Genomic DNA, 17,398 nt, shown 5'->3' with positions numbered 1-17,398 from the left:
GAGTCAGCCAGCCCCCTTCTCGAGATCGTCGATCATTCCTATTTGTTCAGTGGCCGATAGGCGGCGTATATCCGCGTACAGCAAATCCAGGTTGCTCCGGGCTCGTTCTCCAGCATGAAGCCAGTTCAACAGTGTTCGCTTGTCTGCCCGCGGCAGCTTCCGGATCCGCGGGAGGATTTCCGGCAGCGTTATCGGGTTCGGCAGCTCATCGCGCACTGTCTCATTGCAGCGGGCACATTCGGTCTGCAGCTCATCGACCGAAGCGCCGCGATGAAGTCGCTTGCCAGGCACACGGTGACCGAGAGTCACACGCGCTCGCCTCTCCGGCCGGTCGTCGTAGCATTCCCCCGCGGCGATGCCGCAGACGACGCAGGTCCGCCCATCCCTCTCGAAGACTTGACGGCGAATGCTATCGGAAGGAGTTTCGAGCTTCGGCCTGGGCTTTCCTGAGCCTGGGTGCCAGCCCTTGGCATCGAGGCGATACTCGTCGTGACCGAGCGAGCCGTCATCTCTCGCCGACGGGATCTCCCAGCCGTCGCGCTGCCTGAGGACTCGCAAGCGTCGGTTCAGATGCTCCGCCGCGTTCGGACGGTCCTCCTCGCCGAGGGCGACACGAAGCTGCCGCATCGTGATGGTGTCACCCAGCTCACAGTTGAACGCGAGCCATGCGGCCAGTTTCTGCTCGTCACCGAACGGCTGCTTGCTTCCGGGCTTGAACTTCAGCTGCCACCAAAGACATCCATCTGAGGCGTAGGCCGTGGACGGATAGGAACGTTGACTCCCCTGCACTCATAGAGATCTACCAGCAATCCCGTCAGCCGACACGATTGATTACCCTACGAGATCGCATTTGTACGGAATGCAGTCATCGCCAGGACTCAACGCTCTGCGCCGCTATCGACCCACGGGGCCAGTGCCGGGAGGTCCGGTGGCTGCCGCAGGGCGTCGAGGACCACGTTCACCCCCGCGCGCAACGGTGTTCCGCTCCGGACCACCGCCGCGATCGTGCGGGTCACCGGGGAGGCCAGCTCGCGCGTCGACACGCGGTACCTCCGGTCCACCGCCAGCTCCGGCAGCAACGCGATCGACAACCCCGCCTCGACGTGCTGCAACGTCATCAAGTAATTGCTGAACCGGCACACCACCCGCGGCTCGAAACCCGACTCGCGGCACAGGCGCAGCGTCAGGTTCGCCATGTACGAGCGCGGCACGTCCAGCGCCCACGGTGAGTCCGCGAAGGCGGACAGCGAAACCGGCCCGCGGGGGCCCTCCGCGGACGTCACCAGCACGATCGGGTCCGTCGCCAGCGGGACGATGTCGAGGTCCGGGCCCAGCGGCAGCTGCACGAAGTCCGTCGTCGTGATGATCACGTCCGCGTCGCCGCCGCGCAGGGCCGGGATGCTCTCGTGGGGCTCCAGCTCCAGCAGCTCGACCTCCAGGTGCGGGTACGCGCCCGCCAGCCGGGTCACCGCCGGGACGGCCATCGTGTGGATCGCGCTCTGGAACGCGCCCAGTCGGACCTGGCCGACCGGCTCCTCGCCGAGGGTGCGCAGCTCCGCCTCGACCGTGTCCATGTGGTCGAGGATCGCCCGCGCGCGCCGGGCCAGCATCAGGCCCGCCGGCGTCAGGCGGACTCGGCGACCCGTGCGTTCCAGCAGCTGGGTGCGGGTTTCCGCTTCGAGCACGGCCAGCTGCTGCGACACGCTCGACGCACTGAGGTTCGCGTCCTGCGCCACCGCGCGGACCGTCCCCAGGGTGTCGAGCCGGCTCAGCAGCCGCAGGCGCCACGGGTTCAGCATCGCCCCATTCTTGTACGGAAAATCCGAACAGGACAGCCGGAATCGTGAGCTGGACGTGTCGCTCGAACCGGACTTACCGTCGAAGGCATGGCTGCTCCGACTTCCGAGACCACCTCCGCAGACGTCTTCTGGGCCGACGCCGACAAGCACCTGGTGCGCTACGGCGGCGCCTTCACCCACGAGATCATCGACCGCGCCGAAGGCAGCTTCGTCTTCACCGAAGACGGCCGCCGCATCCTCGACTTCACCTCCGGCCAGATGAGCGCGATCCTGGGGCACTCGCACCCGGAGATCGTCGACACCGTCCGGCGGCAAGCCGCGAAGCTCGACCACCTGTTCAGCGGCATGCTGAGCCGCCCGGTCGTCGACCTCGCGCGGCGCCTCGCCGAGACGCTCCCGGCGCCGCTGGAGAAGGCGCTCCTCCTGACCACCGGCGCGGAGTCCAACGAAGCCGCCCTCCGGATGGCGAAGCTCGTCACCGGCAAGCACGAGATCGTCTCGTTCGCGCGGTCGTGGCACGGCATGACGCAGGCCGCGGCGAACGCCACCTACAGCGCCGGCCGCAAGGGGTACGGGCCCGCCGCGCCCGGCAACTTCGCCATCCCCGCGCCGAACGCGTACCGGCCGGACTTCACCGACGCCGCCGGTAACCTCGACTGGCGGCGCCAGCTCGACTTCGGGTTCGAGATGATCGACGCGCAGTCGGTCGGGAGCCTCGCCGCGTGCATCGTCGAGCCGATCCTCAGCTCCGGCGGCATCATCGAGCCGCCCGTCGGCTACTTCGCCGCGTTGCAGGAGAAGTGCCGGGAACGCGGCATGCTGCTGATCCTCGACGAGGCCCAGACCGGGCTCTGCCGCACCGGGAACTGGTACGCGTTCGAGCGCGACGGCGTCGTCCCGGACATCCTGACGCTGTCGAAGACGCTCGGCGCCGGGCTGCCCCTCGCGGCGGTGCTGACGAGCGCCGAAATCGAGGAAGAGGCGCACCAGCGCGGGTTCCTGTTCTTCACCACGCACGTCGCGGACCCGCTCCCGGCGGCGGTCGGCAACACGGTCCTGGACGTCCTGACCCGCGACCACCTCGACGAGCGCGCGCTCCAGCTGGGTTCGTTGCTGCGCCACGGCCTCGAGCGGATCTCCCACCGGCACGAGGTCGTCGGCGACATCCGCGGCCGCGGCCTGCTGGCCGGGCTGGAACTGGTCGTCGACCGGGAAACCAAGCGCAGTTCGGACGAGCTGGGCGCCCGCGTCACGGCGCGCTGCCTCGAGCTCGGGCTGCACATGAACATCGTGCAGCTGCCCGGAATGGGCGGGGTCTTCCGGATCGCACCACCGCTGACGGCGACCGAAGAGGAACTGGAGCTGGGCCTGGCGATCCTCGACGAGGCGATCGGGGACGCCGTCAAGACGCTCTGAACCGGAATCCCCTGGCCAGGCGCGACGTTTTTTGTTAGCAATGACAAGGACCTGTCGCGAAGGAGCTTCCCATGGCTCTCGGCCTTCCCAGTCGCTCGCTCACCGTCGACCTGCCGGTCATCGCGCTCACCCTCGCGGCGATCGCGCACTGGATCCGGGGCGCCCCCGCGGACGCGCTGATCTTCCTGGCGGTCACGCTGGTCCTCCTGATCACCGAACGGCCGCACCCGGAGATCGCGGAACTCGGGCAGCCGTTCCGGGTACCGGGGTTCGCGGTGGTCGCGGCGGGGTTGCTGGTGCTGGCGTTCGGCCGCGACAGCGTCCCGGTGGCGGTCGCGATCTCGGCGATCGGCCTGGTCGCGCTGGCCGAGGAGTGGCGCGACCCGTCGCTGCCGGCCGACCGGCCGGTGCCGCACCGGGCGTGGCTGTGGTCCGCGGTGGCCTTGAGCTGGTGCGCGTGGGAGCTGCTGTCGTTCGTCTACGAGCAGGCGGCGGGCGGGCTGTCGGAGACCCACCCGACGATGAGCGACCTGGTCGACCCGCTGCTGACCAGCCGGATCGTCCAGGCGCTGGCGATCACGGGCTGGCTGGCGGCGGGCCTGGCGATGCTGCGCGCGGCGGCCACGGCGAGGCGGTCTTGAGTACCCGGATCATCACGGAGCTGGGCTTCGGCCTGATCGTCCTGGCGGCGATCGGGCTGGGCATCGCGAGCCACGTGTGGCCGAAGCGGGTCCCCAAGCTGACCAGCGTGCTGGCCGTGGTGATGCGCCGGCGGAGCGCGCGGATCGCCTTCGTGCTGGCCTGGTGGTGGGTGGGCTGGCACTTCTTCGTGGGGAAGTGAACGAAAAGGCCTCCTTGCCGGCCCGGGGAGCCGGCAAGGAGGCCGTCATTCACGACGACGTCAGAAGCCCGCCGTCACCTTGGTGAAGTCCCAGTCGTTCTGGGCGATCCCGCTGCAGGCCGACTGCACGCCGCCGTCGGGGCAGCCACGGTCGCGGTTGACCGACCAGAACGCCAGGCGGCCGATCTTGTTCGACTTGGCCCAGTTCGTGATCTGGGTCCAGGTCGACAGGTCGGTCAGCTCCTGCTGGTCGGACAGGCCGTTCATGCCCGAGATGCCCAGGTGGCTGTACGCCGTGGCGTCGTTCCACCCGAACGTCGACTTCAGCTTGTCGCGCAAGCCGTTCGCCGCGCTCGTCGTGCTGGCGTACATGTTCGAGCCGCCGCCGAAGTCGAACGGCATGATCGTGTACACGTCCACGTTCGCGCCGAGGGCCTTCGACTGGTCGATGAGCCGGTTGCCGTAGTAGTTCGGGCCGGTCGTCGACGTGCCGAACGTCAGGATCGTCTGCACGCCCGGGTTGTTCTGCTTGACGATCTTCAGCGCGTTCAGGATGCGGTCCTGCACGGCCTCGTTCTCGAACTCGTCGGAGTTCTCGATGTCGATGTCGATCGCCTTCAGCCCGTAGGCGTTGATCACCTGCTGGTACGCACCCGCCAACGCCTGGGGCGTCGAGCAGTTCGGGCCCAGCTTGTTGCCGCTCCAGCCGCCGAACGACGGGACGACCTGGCCGCCCGCCGCCTTGATCTGCGAGATCGCGGTGGCGTCGGCACTGCCCGAGAGCGGACGGCTGCTGTCCCACGCCGGGTTGCAGCCACCGGAGGCGTTGATGAACGCCATGGTGAACCACTTGACGCCGGTCGCGCTCATCACCGTCTGCGGGTTCGGCGGGCTGCCCCAGCCCATGTACAGGTACGGCGCGCCCTTGCCACCGGTGCCCGGCGGCGGGGTGGTCGTGGGCGGGGGCGTCGTCGTAGGCGGCGGTGTCGTGGTGGGGGGTGTCCCCCCGGCCGCACACGACCCGCCGTTGAGCTTGCAGTTCGACGGCGCGACGTACGAACCCGAGTACGCCACGTTGAAACCGAAGCTCGCGCTACCGCCGTTGCCGACGTTGCCGTTCCACGAGTTCTTCACCGTGACGTGCTGGCCGGACGCCGTGTAGCTGCCGTCCCACAGCGAGGAGATCTTCGCACCCGACGGCAGGTCGAACTCGACGGTCCACGTCGCGAGCGTCGAGCCCGAGCCGTTGGCGATCGTGTACTTGCCCTCGTACCCGGTGCCCCAGTCGGAGCCCTTCGAGAAGGTCGCGGACACGCCGCCCGCCGCGTTCGCCGGCGCGATCACGAACACCGCGCCGATCGTGGCGGCCGCGGCCGCCAGCCCCAGTGCGGGCAACCACCGGCGCCTCACGACAGGCCGTTCTTCATCGCGGTGATGAGCTCGCCGCCGGTGGTGTCACCGGACAGCTCCCAGAAGAAGGCGCCACCGAGGCCCTGCTGCTTGGAGTAGCTCATCTTGCCGCCGATGGTCGCCGGGGTGTCGTAGCTCCACCAGTTGCTGCCGCACTTCGCGTACGCGGTGCCGGCGATCGTGCCGGTCGACGGGCAGGTGTTCTTGAGGACCTTGTAGTCCTCGATGCCCGGCTCGTACGTGGCCGCCGCCGGCCCGGTCGCCGTGCCGCCCGGCGTGCTCTGCGTGACGCCGGTCCAGCCGCGGCCGTAGAAGCCGATGCCCAGCAGCAGCTTGCTCGACGGAACGCCTTTGCTCTTGAGCTTCTGGATCGCGGCGTCGGAGTAGAAGCCCGGCGTCGGGATGCCCGAGTACGACGTCAGCGGCGAGTGCGGGGCGGTCGGGCCCTGCGGGGCGAAGGCGCCGAAGTAGTCGTAGGTCATGACGTTGAACCAGTCGACGGACGACGCGGCGCCCGCGTAGTCGGCGACGTCGAGCTTGCCGCCGTTGGTGCCGTCCGCCGAGATGGCCGAGGTGACCAGGAACGACGAACCGAACTTCGACCGCAGCGCGGACATCAGGTTCTTGTAGGCCGCGGCACCGCTGGTGTCACAGCTCAGGCCGCACGCGTTCGGGTACTCCCAGTCGATGTCGATGCCGTCCCAGATGTCGGCCCAGCGGGGGTCCTTCAGCAGGTTGTAGCAGGACTGCGCGAACGCGGCGGCGTTCTGCGCGGCCTGGCCGAAGCCGCCGGAGTAGGTCCAGCCGCCGAACGACCAGATCACCTTGAGCCCGGGGTGCAGCTTCTTCAGCTTGCGCAGCTGGTTGAAGTTGCCGGCCACCGGCTGGTCCCAGGTGTCGGCGACACCGTCGACGCTCGTCGAGGCGTCGTAGGTCTTCTGGTAGTCGGCGTACGGGTCGTCGTTCGCCGTGCACTGGCCGTTCTTCACGTTGCCGAACGCGTAGTTGATGTGCGTCAGCTTGCTCGCCGAGCCCGACGTCTCGATGTTCTTGACGTGGTAGTTGCGCCCGTAGACGCCCCACTGCACGAAGTAGCCGACGTTCTTCAGGCCACCCGGCGGGGGCGGCGTGGTGGTCGTCGGGGGCGTGGTCGGCGTCGTGGGGGTGGTGGTCGGCTGCGTCGGGGTCGTCGGCGTGGTGGTCGGGGTGCCACCGCCGGCGTCACAGGAACCGCCGTTGAGCTTGCAGTTCGACGGCGCCGAGTAGGTGCCGGAGTAGCTGACGTTGAAGCCGAAGCTCGCGGTCGAGCCGTTGCCGACGTTGCCGTTCCAGCTGTTCTTGACGGTGACGTGCTGGCCGGACGCGGTGTAGCTGCCGTCCCAGAGGGAGCCGATCTTCGCGCCGGACGGGAGGTCGAACTCGACCGTCCAAGCGGCCAGCGTCGAGCCGGAGCCGTTGCTGATCGTGTACTTGCCTTCGTAGCCGGTGCCCCAGTCGGAGCCCTTCGTGAAGCTGGCGCTGACACCGCCGGCGGCGTTCGCCGGCACGGTCACGAGACCTATCGCGATCGCGCCGACCGCGGTGAACAAACCGAGGAGGTGCCATCTCTTTCTGGACATCGCTCTCCCTTGAACCAGGTGCGGGGGACGGCGGTACCACCAGGCGGGGACCGGGGTGGTGTTTTTGCGCCGTTTGCGAAGACGTTACGTGGTCCAGACCAATTAGGGAAGCACGACCACGGAGAGTGGTGAACGGTGGGTGACCAGCTGAGACGTTGGCGTGTTCACTGGTCCAGTCCAGTTACGCAAAGCAGCCGAACGCGGTCACGGCAGGGCGAACCCGGCCCCGCCGCCGTGCCACCATTTCCGGTAGAACGGCGCCGCCTCGACCAGGGCGAGGTACTCACGGCGGACGTCGGCGCAGAGCTCGTCGACCAGGGTGGCCAGTGGCGAGTCCGTGCGCCACGCGAGGACGAGCTCGCGGTGCAGCGGGGTGCCGGCCAGCGACAGCATCGCGAGGCCGTCGCGGGCCGTGCCGATCGGGTAGAGCAGGCAGATGCCGCGGTCCTCCGCGGTGAGCGCGAAGGCGACGTGCGCCTCGTTCGTCAGGTGCGCGATGCGCTGGTCGAAGCCCGCCGACGCGCAGACGCGGGCGAAGTACTCGTTCATCCCGCTGTCGTCCGGATCGGGCATGACCCACTTCTCGTCCGCGAGATCGGCGAGGTCGACACGCCCGCGGTCGGCCAGGGCGTGCCGCCGGGAGACGCCGATGAAGAACGGCTCCCGCAGCAGCAACCGGTGCTCCACGCCTTCGGGCGGTGTCAGCGGGAAGCCCGGGAACGCCCGCATGACAGCGATGTCAAGCTCGCCGGAAGCGAGCAGCGCGGTGAGCGTGCCGGTCTCGCGGATCGTCCGGCTGGTGACCTCGCGCCGGGGCAGCCTCGCCGTCAGCGCGTTGACCAGGAGGCTGAACTGCTGCGCCGGGATCCCGCCGACCTTGACCGGCGCACCGGCTTCGCGTTGGGCGTTGGCGCGGGCCGTGCGCTGCAGCGCGGCGAACTGCCGCACCAGGTTGCGCGCGTCGCGGACCAGTTCGGTGCCGGTGTGCGTGGGGACGACGCCGTCGGCGGAGCGGATGAACAGCGCGCCCCCGACGAACTCTTCGATGCGCTTGAGCTGCGTCGTCACGGCGGGCTGGCTCAGGTGCAGCCGCGCGGCGGCCCGGCGCAGGCTGCCCGCCTCGGCGATCTCGACGACGAGCTCGAGGTGCCGGATCTCCAGGCGCATCCCGGAACGTTATCGCCCGTTGCAATAGGGCCGATGGTCGTGTGGACCATGGTCGTCGCGCGCGGTGGCCATTACGTTCCTCCGCGTGACAGTCCTGGATTCGCCGGCGCTGCCGGTGTTGTTCTCCGACGAGGTGCTGCGCCGGTTCCTGGACGCGGCCGCCGCCGAATACGCGTTCATCACGCCGGAAGCGCCGAGACCGTGCTTCGGCGTCCTCACCGGGACCATCGCCGACGACGCGGTGCTGGTGTCGGAGATCGCGTTCGGCCGCAACGCCCGCACGACCGACCCGAGCGCACGCGAGGAGTTCGCGCGCACGATCGTGCCGCGGTTCGGCTCGGCGTACGAAAACGCGGTCCGCGCCTGGTGGCTCGCCCCCGACGACCTCCTGCGCATCACGAGGGAGGCGGCCGGCCGCGGCTTGGACGTCCTCGGGTCGATCCACCTGCACCCGGACTGGCACCGGCTCGGGCCGGAGTGCGAGCGCGGCCGGCCGCTGAGCGACCGGCCGACGCCGATGGACGAGTACGTGTTCCGCAGCGCGGGCTGGCCGCTGAACGTCGTGTGCTACCTGGAAAAGCAGCACGGCGGCTTCTACTACTCACTGGCGGCGTGGGACGGCGACTGCGCACCGCTTTCCCTGCGCGTCCACGCCTCGGCGGGGCTGGTGAGCGCGTGACCGCCATCCCGCAGCTGTGGCAGACGATGACGGCCGGCTGGGCCGCGGGCGACGCGGCGCTCTTCGCATCGGTGTTCGCGGCCGACGTCGACTTCGTGAACGTCCGCGGCGAAGCCCTTTCCGGACGCGACGCGGTCGAAGCGAGCCACGCGAAGCTGTTCACGACGGCCTACCGCGGCACGGCGCTGTCGGCGTCGGTGACGTTGATCCGCCCGCTGGCACCGGAACTCGCCCTGGTGCACGCAACGTCCGAGATCGCCCCGGCGGGCGTGCTGACCCACGCCCAGGCAATCGTCCGCGACGGCGAGATCGTCGCGTTCCACAACATGATCCCGAAAGGACCTGCCGCATGACCCGCCCCCGGCTGCGCCACCTGGCGTTCGTCGTCCAGAACGCCCAGCAGATGGCCGAGTTCTACTGCACGCAGTTCGAGATGGAGCTGTTCCACACCGACCCCGACGGCAGCCACTTCGTGACCGACGGCTACCTCAACCTGGCCCTGATCCAGCAAAACCTCGACGGAGACGTCCCGGCGGGCTTCAACCACTTCGGCTTCCAGGTCCCGGACATCCCGGCGGTGGCTTCCCGCTTGGCGGAGGCGGGAGTCCCCCGCCCGGCGTTGCGCGGCGGCGACCGCCCGTTCGCCGAGTACCGCGCGATCGACCCGGAGGGGAACTGGTTCGACCTTTCCGAACACGGATTCCTGCCACCCGGCGTGGAAGCATGAGAAAGGCCCCTCCGGCGAACCGGAGGGGCCTTTGCTGTCTCAACCAGACGTGCGCCCGAAGGGATTCGAACCCCTGACCTTCTGATCCGTAGTCAGATGCTCTATCCAGCTGAGCTACGGGCGCGTGTTCAGTTGTTCTCTAACCTAGCACCCGGCGAACCGGGTACCAGCGGAGGCTCCGGGATTTGAACCCGGGAGGGGGGGTTACCCCCAACCGCATTAGCAGTGCGGCGCCATAGACCAGACTAGGCGAAGCCTCCTGGGCCCAACGACCACTGCTCAGATAGGTTACACACCCCCCGATCACCCTCCGACAGCACCCCCCTCACGCCCGCCGCAGCAGTCTGAGCAGGCGTGGAGAGCGGCCGCCGAGGCCCTCCGCCTCGAACGTCGCGATGCCGACGCGGGGCAGTTCGCGCACTCCCGGGTACACCAGATACCGCGGCACCCAGCGCGGCTGGAACTTCGCGTTGAACTTGAACAGCGTCTCGATCTGGATCCAGCGCGAAAAGAAGTGGAGCACCTTCGCCGCCGTCTTGGCGACCGGGCCGGCGCCGATGCGCTGGCCCTGTTCCATCAACGCCCGGAACGCCGCGAAGTTGAGCGACACCTGCTCGATGCCGTGCCTCTCCGCCGCCAGCAGGAGCTCCGAAATCATCAGCTCGTTGACGCCGTTGTCGGCCGTGCGGTCGCGGCGCATGACGTCCAGCGAAAGGCCCGTCGAGCCCCACGGCACGAACTGGAGCACGCCGCGCACGCGGCCGCCCTGCTCGGCCGTCACCAGCACCGAACCCGCGTCGCCCATGCGGCCCAGCGCCATCGAAAACCCGCGCTCGGTGTCCGTGCCGCGCCAGTTCGCGGCGAGGACCTCCAGCTCAGCCAGCTCACCGGGACGCAGGTCCTCGGCCCGGCGCACGAGCACCTTGTAGCCCGCGCGCTTCGTGCGGGCCGCGGCCTGGCGGACGCCGCGCATGACGCGTCCGTCCAAGGTGAACCCTTCGACGTCGACGACCGCTTCGTCGCCGATCTCCAGGACCTCCAGGCCGAAGCGGGCCCAGACCGTCGCGCCGAGCTCCGAGACGCCCATCGCCGCCGGGACCCAGCCGTTGCGCCGGCAGACCTCCAGGTACTCCTCGATCGCGCCCGGCCACGCCTCGTGGTCGCCGAGCGGGTCGGCCGAGCACAGCGCCACCCCGGCGATCACGCGGTAGGTGACCGCGGCCTTGCCGGTCCGCGAAAACACCGCGAACTTGTCCCGCCGCAGCGCGAAGTAGCCGAGGGAGTCCCGTTCGCCGTGGTCGTCCAAGAGCTTGCGCAAGCGGGCGACCTCGTCGTCGGACAGCCGGGGCGCCGGCTCGGCCGAGCGCAGCAGGAAGTACGCCGAGACCAGGATCGCGGCGAGCCCGAACAGCAGGCCGACGGCCGCGGTCAGGTCCTCCAGCCACATCTGGTGGAACACGGCGGGCCCGCTCGCCCCGACCAGCGCCAGCGCGGACTCGGCCAGCCGGTCCGGGAAGCTCATCGGCTCCAGGACCGCGCGCGACGCCACCGACAGCAGGATGACGTTGATCGCGAACCCGGCCAGCGCCAGCTGCAGGAACACGCGCACCGCGCGCCAGCGGCCGACCACCGGGTCCGGCTTCGCGACGAAGTAGCGCCGGCTCGCGATCAGGCCGACCAGCAGCACGACCGACACCATCCCGGCGCCGAAAACGTGCCGGAGCCCGATGTGCGACACCGTGAGCAGCACCGTCGCGCCGACCGCCAGCTGCCAGGCCCGGCGCTTGCGGCGGCGCAGGCCCGCGGCCAGCAGCACCAGCAGCACGCCCGTGACCAGCGCGACGGTCGCCGCCGCGACCGTCGCCTCCTGCGGCAGCTCCAGCCACTCCGACAGGTGCCCGCGCAGGTTCCGGCGCCCGGCGGGCACCAGGACCGACACGAGCGTCATCAGTCCCGCCAGCCGGGTCACCCAGGTGATCACCCCCACGGTGGTGGCTCCCGCCACCCGCCAGGTGGTCTGCGCGCGGGTCCCCGTCACCACCTGTGCAACCCGTTGTGGACGATCATGCTTCCCCCATCTACCCCCCGGCGAGCTCCACGAACGGCGTCAACGCCGCCGGGTTCGCCAGCGCGTCACGGCTGACGGCCCGGTCGGGAGCCACACCGGCGAGAATCTTCTTCACCGGTACCTCACACTTCTTACCGTTCAAGGTACGAGGAATCTCCTGAACCACTACGAACCGATCGGGTACATGCCGCGGTGACAGCGCGCTACGGAGCTCCTTCTTCAGCCGGGGCTCGACGTCGCCGAGCTCGACGCCGTCGGCGAGCACCAGGAAACAGATCAGCTGCCCGTCGTCGTTCCCGGCCGCCGAAGTGTCCACGACCAGGGAATCCGCGACCTCGTCGTAGCCCTCGACGACCCGGTAGAACTCCGCCGTGCCCATCCGGACGCCGCCGCGGTTGAGCGTCGAGTCGCTGCGGCCGTAGATCACCGCCGAGCCGCGGCCGGTGACGCGGATCCAGTCGCCGTGGCGCCACAACCCCGGGTACATCTCGAAGTACGCCTCACGCAGGCGTGAGCCGTCCGGGTCGTTCCAGAAGAACACCGGCATCGACGGCATCGGCTTCGTGATGACCAGCTCGCCGACCTGCTCGACGACGGCGTTGCCGGCCTCGTCGAACGCGTTGACCGCGGCGCCCAGCGCCGGGCAGGACAGCTCCCCCAGCCACACCGGCACGTCGGGCGCCGACGCGACGAACGCCGCACAGAGGTCGGTGCCGCCGGAGACCGAGCAGATCTGCACCTTCTTGCCGACCTCGTTCACGATCCACCGGAAGCCCTCGACGCTCAGCGGCGCCCCGGTGGAGCCGAGCGCGCGCAACGCCGTCAGGTCGTAGCGCTCGGCGGGCTTGATGCCGGCCTTCAGGCAGCTCTGGATGAACGGCGCCGACGTGCCGAAGTACGTCACGCGGTGCTGCTCGGCCAGGTGCCAGAGCGCGTTGAGGTCCGGGTACCCGGGGCTGCCGTCGTAGAGCACGATCGTCGTGCCGACCAGCAGGCCGGAGATGAGGAAGTTCCACATCATCCAGCCGGTGGTGCTGAACCAGAAGAAGCGGTCGCCCGGCCCGAGGTCGGTCTGCAGCGCGAGGGCCTTGAGGTGCTCCAGCGTGATGCCGCCGTGGCCGTGCACGATGCCCTTCGGCAGGCCGGTGGTGCCGGAGGAGTAGAGCACCCACAGCGGGTGCGCGAACTCGACCGGCTCGAACAGCAGCGGCGAGCCCTCGTGCTTCGCGAGCAGCTCCGCCCAGTCGAGCGCGCCGTCCATCCGGCCTTCGCCGACGTACTGGACGAGCACGGTCGCGGCCAGCGACGGCAGCTTCGCCTGCAGGTCGGCGACCGTCGTCCGGATGTCGAACCGGCGGCCGTTGTACGCGTAGGCGTTGACCGCGAAGAGCACCTTCGGCTCGATCTGCACGAAGCGGTCCGCGACCGCGCGGACGCCGAAGTCCGGCGAGCACGACGACCAGATCGCCCCGATGCTCGCCGCGGCGAGGAACGCGACCAGCGTCTGCGGGCAGTTCGGGGCCAGCGCGACGACGCGGTCGCCCTTGCCGACACCGAGTTCGAGCAGGCCCGCCCGCGCCGCGGCGACCTGGGCGCGGAGCTCGCCGTACGTCAGGTGGTCCGCGAAGCCATCTTCGCGGTGGAAGATCACCGCCGTCTCGTCGTCACCCTTCGCGGCACCGGCGACACCGGGGGTGAGCGCGTGCTCGGCGTAGTTCAGCGTGGCGCCTTCGAACCACACCGCGTCCGGCATCTCACCCGAGAGCACCTCGCCCGGCTGGTCGTGCCAGCGGACGCCGAGGAAGTCCGCGACCGCCGTCCAGAAGTCCGGACCGCGCTCGACCGAGAACTCCCAGAGCGAGCGGTAGTCGTCCACCTCGACGCCGCGTTCGGCACGCAGCCACTGGCGGAAGGCTTCGATCTTGGTGTCGGCAACGTGGCTCGGCTCAGGGCGCCAGAGCACTTCGGGGGCGTCGGCGGTGTGCGTCACGTCACGAGCGTAATCCCGCCTAGCGCAGGTGCGCGTCGAACCAATTCAGGGTGCGCTGCCAGGCCTCCGCGGCCGCGCCCGGGTCGGCGTCGAAGCGGTGGTTCGCGCCCGGGTAGTGGACGACGTTCGTGGCGACCTTCGCCGACGCCGCGGCATCGCGCAGGCGCTCGACCTCGACGCCGCCGGCCTCGTCACCCTCGTCGCCGTACATGCCGAGCCACGGGCTGGTGAGCTTCCCGGCGATCTCGACCAGCGCGGGCAGTTCGGCGGCCTGCTGCCCGCCGACGCTGACGGCGGCCCCCAGCCGGCGGTGCGAGGCGACGACGAGCGCCGCGGTGCCGCCCAGGTCGAAACCCATGACGCCGAGCAGGTCGGCCTGGACGCCGCGGTCGACGAGCCAGGCGAGTGTGATGTCCGTCGCGTCGAGCAGGTCCCGCTGGGTCAGCTCCGCGTTTTCGAGGTGCGGGGTGACGGTCAGCCAGCCTTCGAGGGCGAGGCTGGCGAGCAGCATCTTGACGCCGTCGGTGACCCCGTCCGCCTCGTGCAGGACCACCAAACCGCCGCGTAGCGCGCCCTCGGGTTCCGAGAAGGTCAGGCGGAGGGCTCGGCCGTCGGTGCGCTGGTAGTCCACGGTGCTGGTCGACGTCATACGTCACTCAATCACTTGGAGGTGAACGGCGGGAAGCCATTCTGGCAGCCCGGCCGGTCACATACCGCCTGAAGGGAGTCGCGGGGCGGCGCACGGAAAAGATACGGTGGCCGGGTCGTCCCGTTCAATCCGAGGAGCGCCGAAGATGTCGTCCGTGTCCCCGCGTGCCGATCTCGAATCGTTGCCGAAATACATTCCCGGCCGGACGATCGAAGGCGCCATCAAGCTGGCGAGCAACGAGGTGCCCGGCGGCGCCCTGCCGAGCGTGGCGCAGGCGATCGCCGAGGCCGCGGCGGGCATCAACCGCTACCCGGACACCGGCTCGCAGGCGCTGCGCGAGCGGCTGGCCCGCGAGCTGGACGTGCCGGTGGAGCGCGTCGCCATCGGCTGCGGCTCGGTCTCCCTGTGCCAGCAGACGATCCAGGCGGTCTGCGCCCCCGGCGACGAGGTGATCTTCGCCTGGCGCTCGTTCGAGGCCTACCCGATCGTCACGCAGGTGGCGAACGCCGTGTCCGTGAAGGTCCCGATCACCGAGGGCCAGGAGCTCGACCTCGACGCGATGCTCGCGGCGATCACCGACCGGACGCGCGTGGTCTTCGTCTGCAACCCCAACAACCCGACCGGCACGGCGATCCGCCGCGCCGAGCTCGAACGCTTCCTCGACGCGGTCCCGCAGCGCGTGCTGGTGGTGCTGGACGAGGCGTACAAGGAGTTCGTCACCGACGCCGAGGTGCCCGACGGCGTCGAGTACACGCGGACGCGCTCGAACGTCATGGTGCTGCGCACGTTCTCGAAGGCGTACGGCCTCGCGGGGCTTCGCGTGGGTTACGCCGTCGCGCCCGAGGCCATCGCCGACGCGCTTCGCCAGGTGTACGTCGCCTTCTCGGTGAACATGCTGGCCCAGGTCGCGGCGCTGGCGTCGCTCGACGCGGCCGACGAGCTGCTGGAGCGCTGCAAGGAGATCGTCGCCGAGCGCGGGCGGGTGCGGGACGCGCTCCTCGAGGCCGGTTACCGGGTGCCCGAGACGCAGGCGAACTTCGTCTGGCTGCCCCTGGGTGACCAGGCGGTGCCGTTCGCCGAGCACGCGCTGGACCGCAAGCTGGTGGTGCGCCCGTTCGCCGGCGACGGCGTGCGCGTGACCATCGGGACCCGCGAGGAGAACGACCTCTTCCTGGCCGCGGCGCGCGACTTCAGCCGCTGAACTGCTTGACCACCAGCTGGATCACGGCGGCGACGCCGATCACGACGATCACGCCGCGCAGCACCGCCGGCGGCAGCTTCCGGCCGATCTTCGCGCCGAGGAAGCCGCCGGCGGTCGACCCGACGGCCAGCCAGAGAACGACGGGCCAGCTGATCGGCGCGACGAACGCGTAGATCACCCCGGCGACGACGTTGACGACGGCGGCGAGGACGTTCTTGACGCCGTTGAGCTTCTGCAGCGGTTCGGACAGCAGCATCCCCATGACGGCCATCAGCATCACGCCCTGCGCGGCGGTGAAGTACCCGCCGTAGATGCCGATGAGGAAGATGAAGAACATCAGCAGCGGGCCGGCTTTGTGCTCTTCGCCGTTGCCTTCGCGGCGCTTCGCGACCCACTTCGACACCTTGGGCTGCACGATCACGAGGATCACGGCGAGCCCGACGAGCACCGGGACGACGGCTTCGAAGGCGTCCTTCGGCAGGGAGAGCAGCAAGATCGTGCCGCCGATCGCGCCGAGGAACGACGCGACGGCGAACTGGGCGACCTGCCGCCAGTAGCCGGTGAGCTCGTGCCGGTAGCCCCAGGCACCGCTGAGGGTGCCGGGCGCGAGGCCGATCGCGTTGGACGTCGTCGCCGTAACGGGCGGATAGCCCAGCGCGACGAGAACGGGGAAGGTGACGAGCGTCCCCGACCCGACGACGGCGTTGATGGTCCCCGCCCAGATACCGGCGACCACGATGATCGCCGCATGCCACCACGTCATGAAGCACTCACGTGCTGACCCTAAGCATCGTGGGCCGCTCCCGCGACGCGGATGTGTCTGGGCAGACACTCACCGCGGCGTGAAGACGCAGAACTCGTTGCCTTCCGGGTCCGCCATCACCTCCCAGTCGATGTCGGCGTCGCGGGTGCGGATCAGCGTTGCGCCCAGTTCCGCCAGCTCTGCCGGGTCGCCGAAGACGTCCAGGTGCATGCGGTTCTTGACCGTCTTCCGCTCCGGGACGGGGTTGAGCCAGATCAGCGGGCCGTTGCCGTCGGGGTCGACGATCGGGACGGGCCAGTCGTCCGGCCGCGTGTCGCCGGTGAGCGAGTCCCGGCGAACGTAGCCCATGGCGCGGCACCACCAGTCCGCCAGGGCTTGGTGGTCGGTCGCGTCGAGCGCGAGGTCCTTGAACCGTGCGGTCATTCCGTTCCTTCCGGTACGTGGGCGGGCACCACTTCGGACACCACCCGCCAGCCGAGCGACGCGTACAGCCCGCGCCCGGCCTCCGAAGCCAGCAGGACGCTCGACTCCGCACCGGCCGCGGCGCCCAGCCGGTGCATCACCACGCGGCCCAGGCCGCGGCGGCGGTGCTCGGGCTCCGTGACGATCCGGTCGAACACCGCGACCCCCGAGTCCACCGCGACCCAGCCGCGCGCCGCCGGTGCGCCCGACGCGGTCACCGCCGCCTCCCACAGCGGGCCCTCGCCGGTCAGCGTCACCTCGTAAGGCGCCGGGACCTCAGCCCGCGGTACGGCGCCGTCGAACGCCATCAGGTACTCCGTCGCCCCCACCTCCCATTCCGTCGTCAAGCCCGCGAGCACCTCGGCCCGCGAGCCGCACGTCTTCAGCCACGTGCCCGGCGCCGCCACCGTCCGGGCCCGCGCGGCCACCGCCGACGGTGACCGCAGCAGGTAGCGGACGCGGTGCCAGGGCAAGCCGACGTCGACGCGGTAGCCGTCCGGCTCCGTGACCGGCGGCGGCACCGCGCGCGACACCGCCCAGCCGCGCACCCACGCCCCCAGGATGTCCATGCCGGTGATCATGACAGCCACCCCCGACAGTTTCCGGA

General features: G+C 69.9%; 18 protein-coding genes and 2 tRNA genes. 7 read left to right on the top strand and 13 right to left on the bottom strand.

The annotated features are described in order from the left end of the window. Positions 1-3: 3 nt before the first annotated feature. Both QSK39_RS34170 and QSK39_RS34165 read right to left on the bottom strand, forming a co-directional pair. Complete coding sequence (locus tag QSK39_RS34170; protein WP_285482005.1) at positions 4-789, bottom strand: HNH endonuclease; 786 nt, start codon at positions 787-789, stop codon at positions 4-6. Positions 790-878: 89 nt separating this feature from the next. Further along, entirely contained in the window at positions 879-1,799 is a 921-nt protein-coding gene (locus tag QSK39_RS34165; RefSeq protein ID WP_285482004.1) for a LysR family transcriptional regulator, read from the bottom strand. Positions 1,800-1,886: 87 nt separating this feature from the next. Between QSK39_RS34165 and QSK39_RS34160 the strand changes: the two genes are divergently transcribed. From QSK39_RS34160 to QSK39_RS34150, 3 genes are all read left to right on the top strand, one after another. Beyond that, a complete protein-coding gene (locus tag QSK39_RS34160) occupies positions 1,887-3,215 on the top strand; it encodes an aspartate aminotransferase family protein (RefSeq protein WP_285482003.1) in 1,329 nt (442 codons plus the stop codon). A 71-nt stretch (positions 3,216-3,286) separates the two neighbouring features. Next, positions 3,287-3,856, top strand: a complete 570-nt coding sequence (locus tag QSK39_RS34155; protein WP_285482002.1) for a hypothetical protein — start codon at positions 3,287-3,289, stop codon at positions 3,854-3,856. Continuing rightward, positions 3,853-4,056, top strand: a complete 204-nt coding sequence (locus QSK39_RS34150; RefSeq protein WP_285482001.1) for a DUF6186 family protein — start codon at positions 3,853-3,855, stop codon at positions 4,054-4,056. The genes QSK39_RS34155 and QSK39_RS34150 overlap by 4 nt, the downstream gene beginning before the upstream one ends. Positions 4,057-4,116: 60 nt before the next feature. Here QSK39_RS34150 and QSK39_RS34145 read toward each other — a convergent pair whose 3' ends face one another. The 3 genes from QSK39_RS34145 to QSK39_RS34135 form a co-directional block, all read right to left on the bottom strand. After that, positions 4,117-5,466, bottom strand: a complete 1,350-nt coding sequence (locus QSK39_RS34145) for a cellulose binding domain-containing protein (RefSeq protein ID WP_285482000.1) — start codon at positions 5,464-5,466, stop codon at positions 4,117-4,119. Further along, the gene (locus QSK39_RS34140) at positions 5,463-7,085 is read right to left on the bottom strand and encodes a glycosyl hydrolase family 18 protein (protein ID WP_285481999.1); all 1,623 of its coding nucleotides are present in this window, start codon (positions 7,083-7,085) and stop codon (positions 5,463-5,465) included. Before QSK39_RS34140 ends, QSK39_RS34145 begins: the two co-directional genes overlap by 4 nt. Before the next feature lie 204 nt (positions 7,086-7,289). After that, positions 7,290-8,252, bottom strand: a complete 963-nt coding sequence (locus QSK39_RS34135) for a LysR family transcriptional regulator (protein ID WP_285481998.1) — start codon at positions 8,250-8,252, stop codon at positions 7,290-7,292. 85 nt (positions 8,253-8,337) lie between these two features. On the opposite strand from QSK39_RS34135, the gene QSK39_RS34130 reads away from it, so the two are divergent. From QSK39_RS34130 to QSK39_RS34120, 3 genes are read left to right on the top strand one after another with little or no spacing between them, the layout of a single operon-like run. Next, complete coding sequence (locus QSK39_RS34130; RefSeq protein WP_285481997.1) at positions 8,338-8,931, top strand: hypothetical protein; 594 nt, start codon at positions 8,338-8,340, stop codon at positions 8,929-8,931. After that, on the top strand, positions 8,928-9,284 hold the full coding sequence (locus tag QSK39_RS34125; RefSeq protein ID WP_285481996.1) for an SgcJ/EcaC family oxidoreductase: 357 nt from the start codon (positions 8,928-8,930) through the stop codon (positions 9,282-9,284). The genes QSK39_RS34130 and QSK39_RS34125 overlap by 4 nt, the downstream gene beginning before the upstream one ends. Continuing rightward, positions 9,281-9,658 (top strand): VOC family protein, encoded by a 378-nt coding sequence (locus QSK39_RS34120; protein WP_285481995.1) that lies wholly within the window; start codon positions 9,281-9,283, stop codon positions 9,656-9,658. Before QSK39_RS34125 ends, QSK39_RS34120 begins: the two co-directional genes overlap by 4 nt. 50 nt (positions 9,659-9,708) lie before the next feature. On the opposite strand, the gene QSK39_RS34115 is transcribed toward QSK39_RS34120, so the two are convergent. From QSK39_RS34115 to QSK39_RS34095, 5 genes are all read right to left on the bottom strand, one after another. Further along, positions 9,709-9,782: transfer RNA gene (locus QSK39_RS34115), tRNA-Arg, on the bottom strand. A 46-nt stretch (positions 9,783-9,828) separates the two neighbouring features. Further along, positions 9,829-9,918: transfer RNA gene (locus QSK39_RS34110), tRNA-Ser, on the bottom strand. Positions 9,919-9,983: 65 nt separating this feature from the next. Then, positions 9,984-11,699 (bottom strand): phosphatidylglycerol lysyltransferase domain-containing protein, encoded by a 1,716-nt coding sequence (locus QSK39_RS34105; protein ID WP_285481994.1) that lies wholly within the window; start codon positions 11,697-11,699, stop codon positions 9,984-9,986. Positions 11,700-11,736: 37 nt separating this feature from the next. Beyond that, positions 11,737-13,716, bottom strand: a complete 1,980-nt coding sequence (locus QSK39_RS34100; protein ID WP_285481993.1) for an acetoacetate--CoA ligase — start codon at positions 13,714-13,716, stop codon at positions 11,737-11,739. A gap of 19 nt (positions 13,717-13,735) precedes the next feature. Further along, complete coding sequence (locus tag QSK39_RS34095; RefSeq protein ID WP_285481992.1) at positions 13,736-14,365, bottom strand: dienelactone hydrolase family protein; 630 nt, start codon at positions 14,363-14,365, stop codon at positions 13,736-13,738. Positions 14,366-14,510: 145 nt separating this feature from the next. Between QSK39_RS34095 and hisC the strand changes: the two genes are divergently transcribed. Beyond that, positions 14,511-15,566, top strand: coding sequence for a histidinol-phosphate transaminase (gene hisC, locus QSK39_RS34090; protein WP_285481991.1), 1,056 nt, complete (start codon positions 14,511-14,513; stop codon positions 15,564-15,566). Here the strand turns inward: hisC and QSK39_RS34085 are convergent. From QSK39_RS34085 to QSK39_RS34075, 3 genes are all read right to left on the bottom strand, one after another. Beyond that, positions 15,556-16,329 carry a sulfite exporter TauE/SafE family protein gene (locus tag QSK39_RS34085; RefSeq protein WP_285481990.1) on the bottom strand — a complete coding sequence of 258 codons (774 nt, stop codon included), beginning with the start codon at positions 16,327-16,329 and terminating at the stop codon, positions 15,556-15,558. The genes hisC and QSK39_RS34085 overlap by 11 nt on opposite strands. Positions 16,330-16,398: 69 nt before the next feature. Beyond that, the gene (locus tag QSK39_RS34080) at positions 16,399-16,752 is read right to left on the bottom strand and encodes a VOC family protein (protein ID WP_285481989.1); all 354 of its coding nucleotides are present in this window, start codon (positions 16,750-16,752) and stop codon (positions 16,399-16,401) included. Further along, a complete protein-coding gene (locus tag QSK39_RS34075) occupies positions 16,749-17,372 on the bottom strand; it encodes a GNAT family N-acetyltransferase (RefSeq protein WP_285482833.1) in 624 nt (207 codons plus the stop codon). Before QSK39_RS34075 ends, QSK39_RS34080 begins: the two co-directional genes overlap by 4 nt. Positions 17,373-17,398 lie beyond the last annotated feature (26 nt).

Source organism: Amycolatopsis sp. NBRC 101858 (assembly GCF_030269325.1).
GTDB lineage: Bacteria > Actinomycetota > Actinomycetes > Mycobacteriales > Pseudonocardiaceae > Amycolatopsis > Amycolatopsis ponsaeliensis.
The sequence above is the reverse complement of the archived record's forward strand: the minus strand, read 5'-3'. Positions and strand labels throughout refer to the sequence as shown.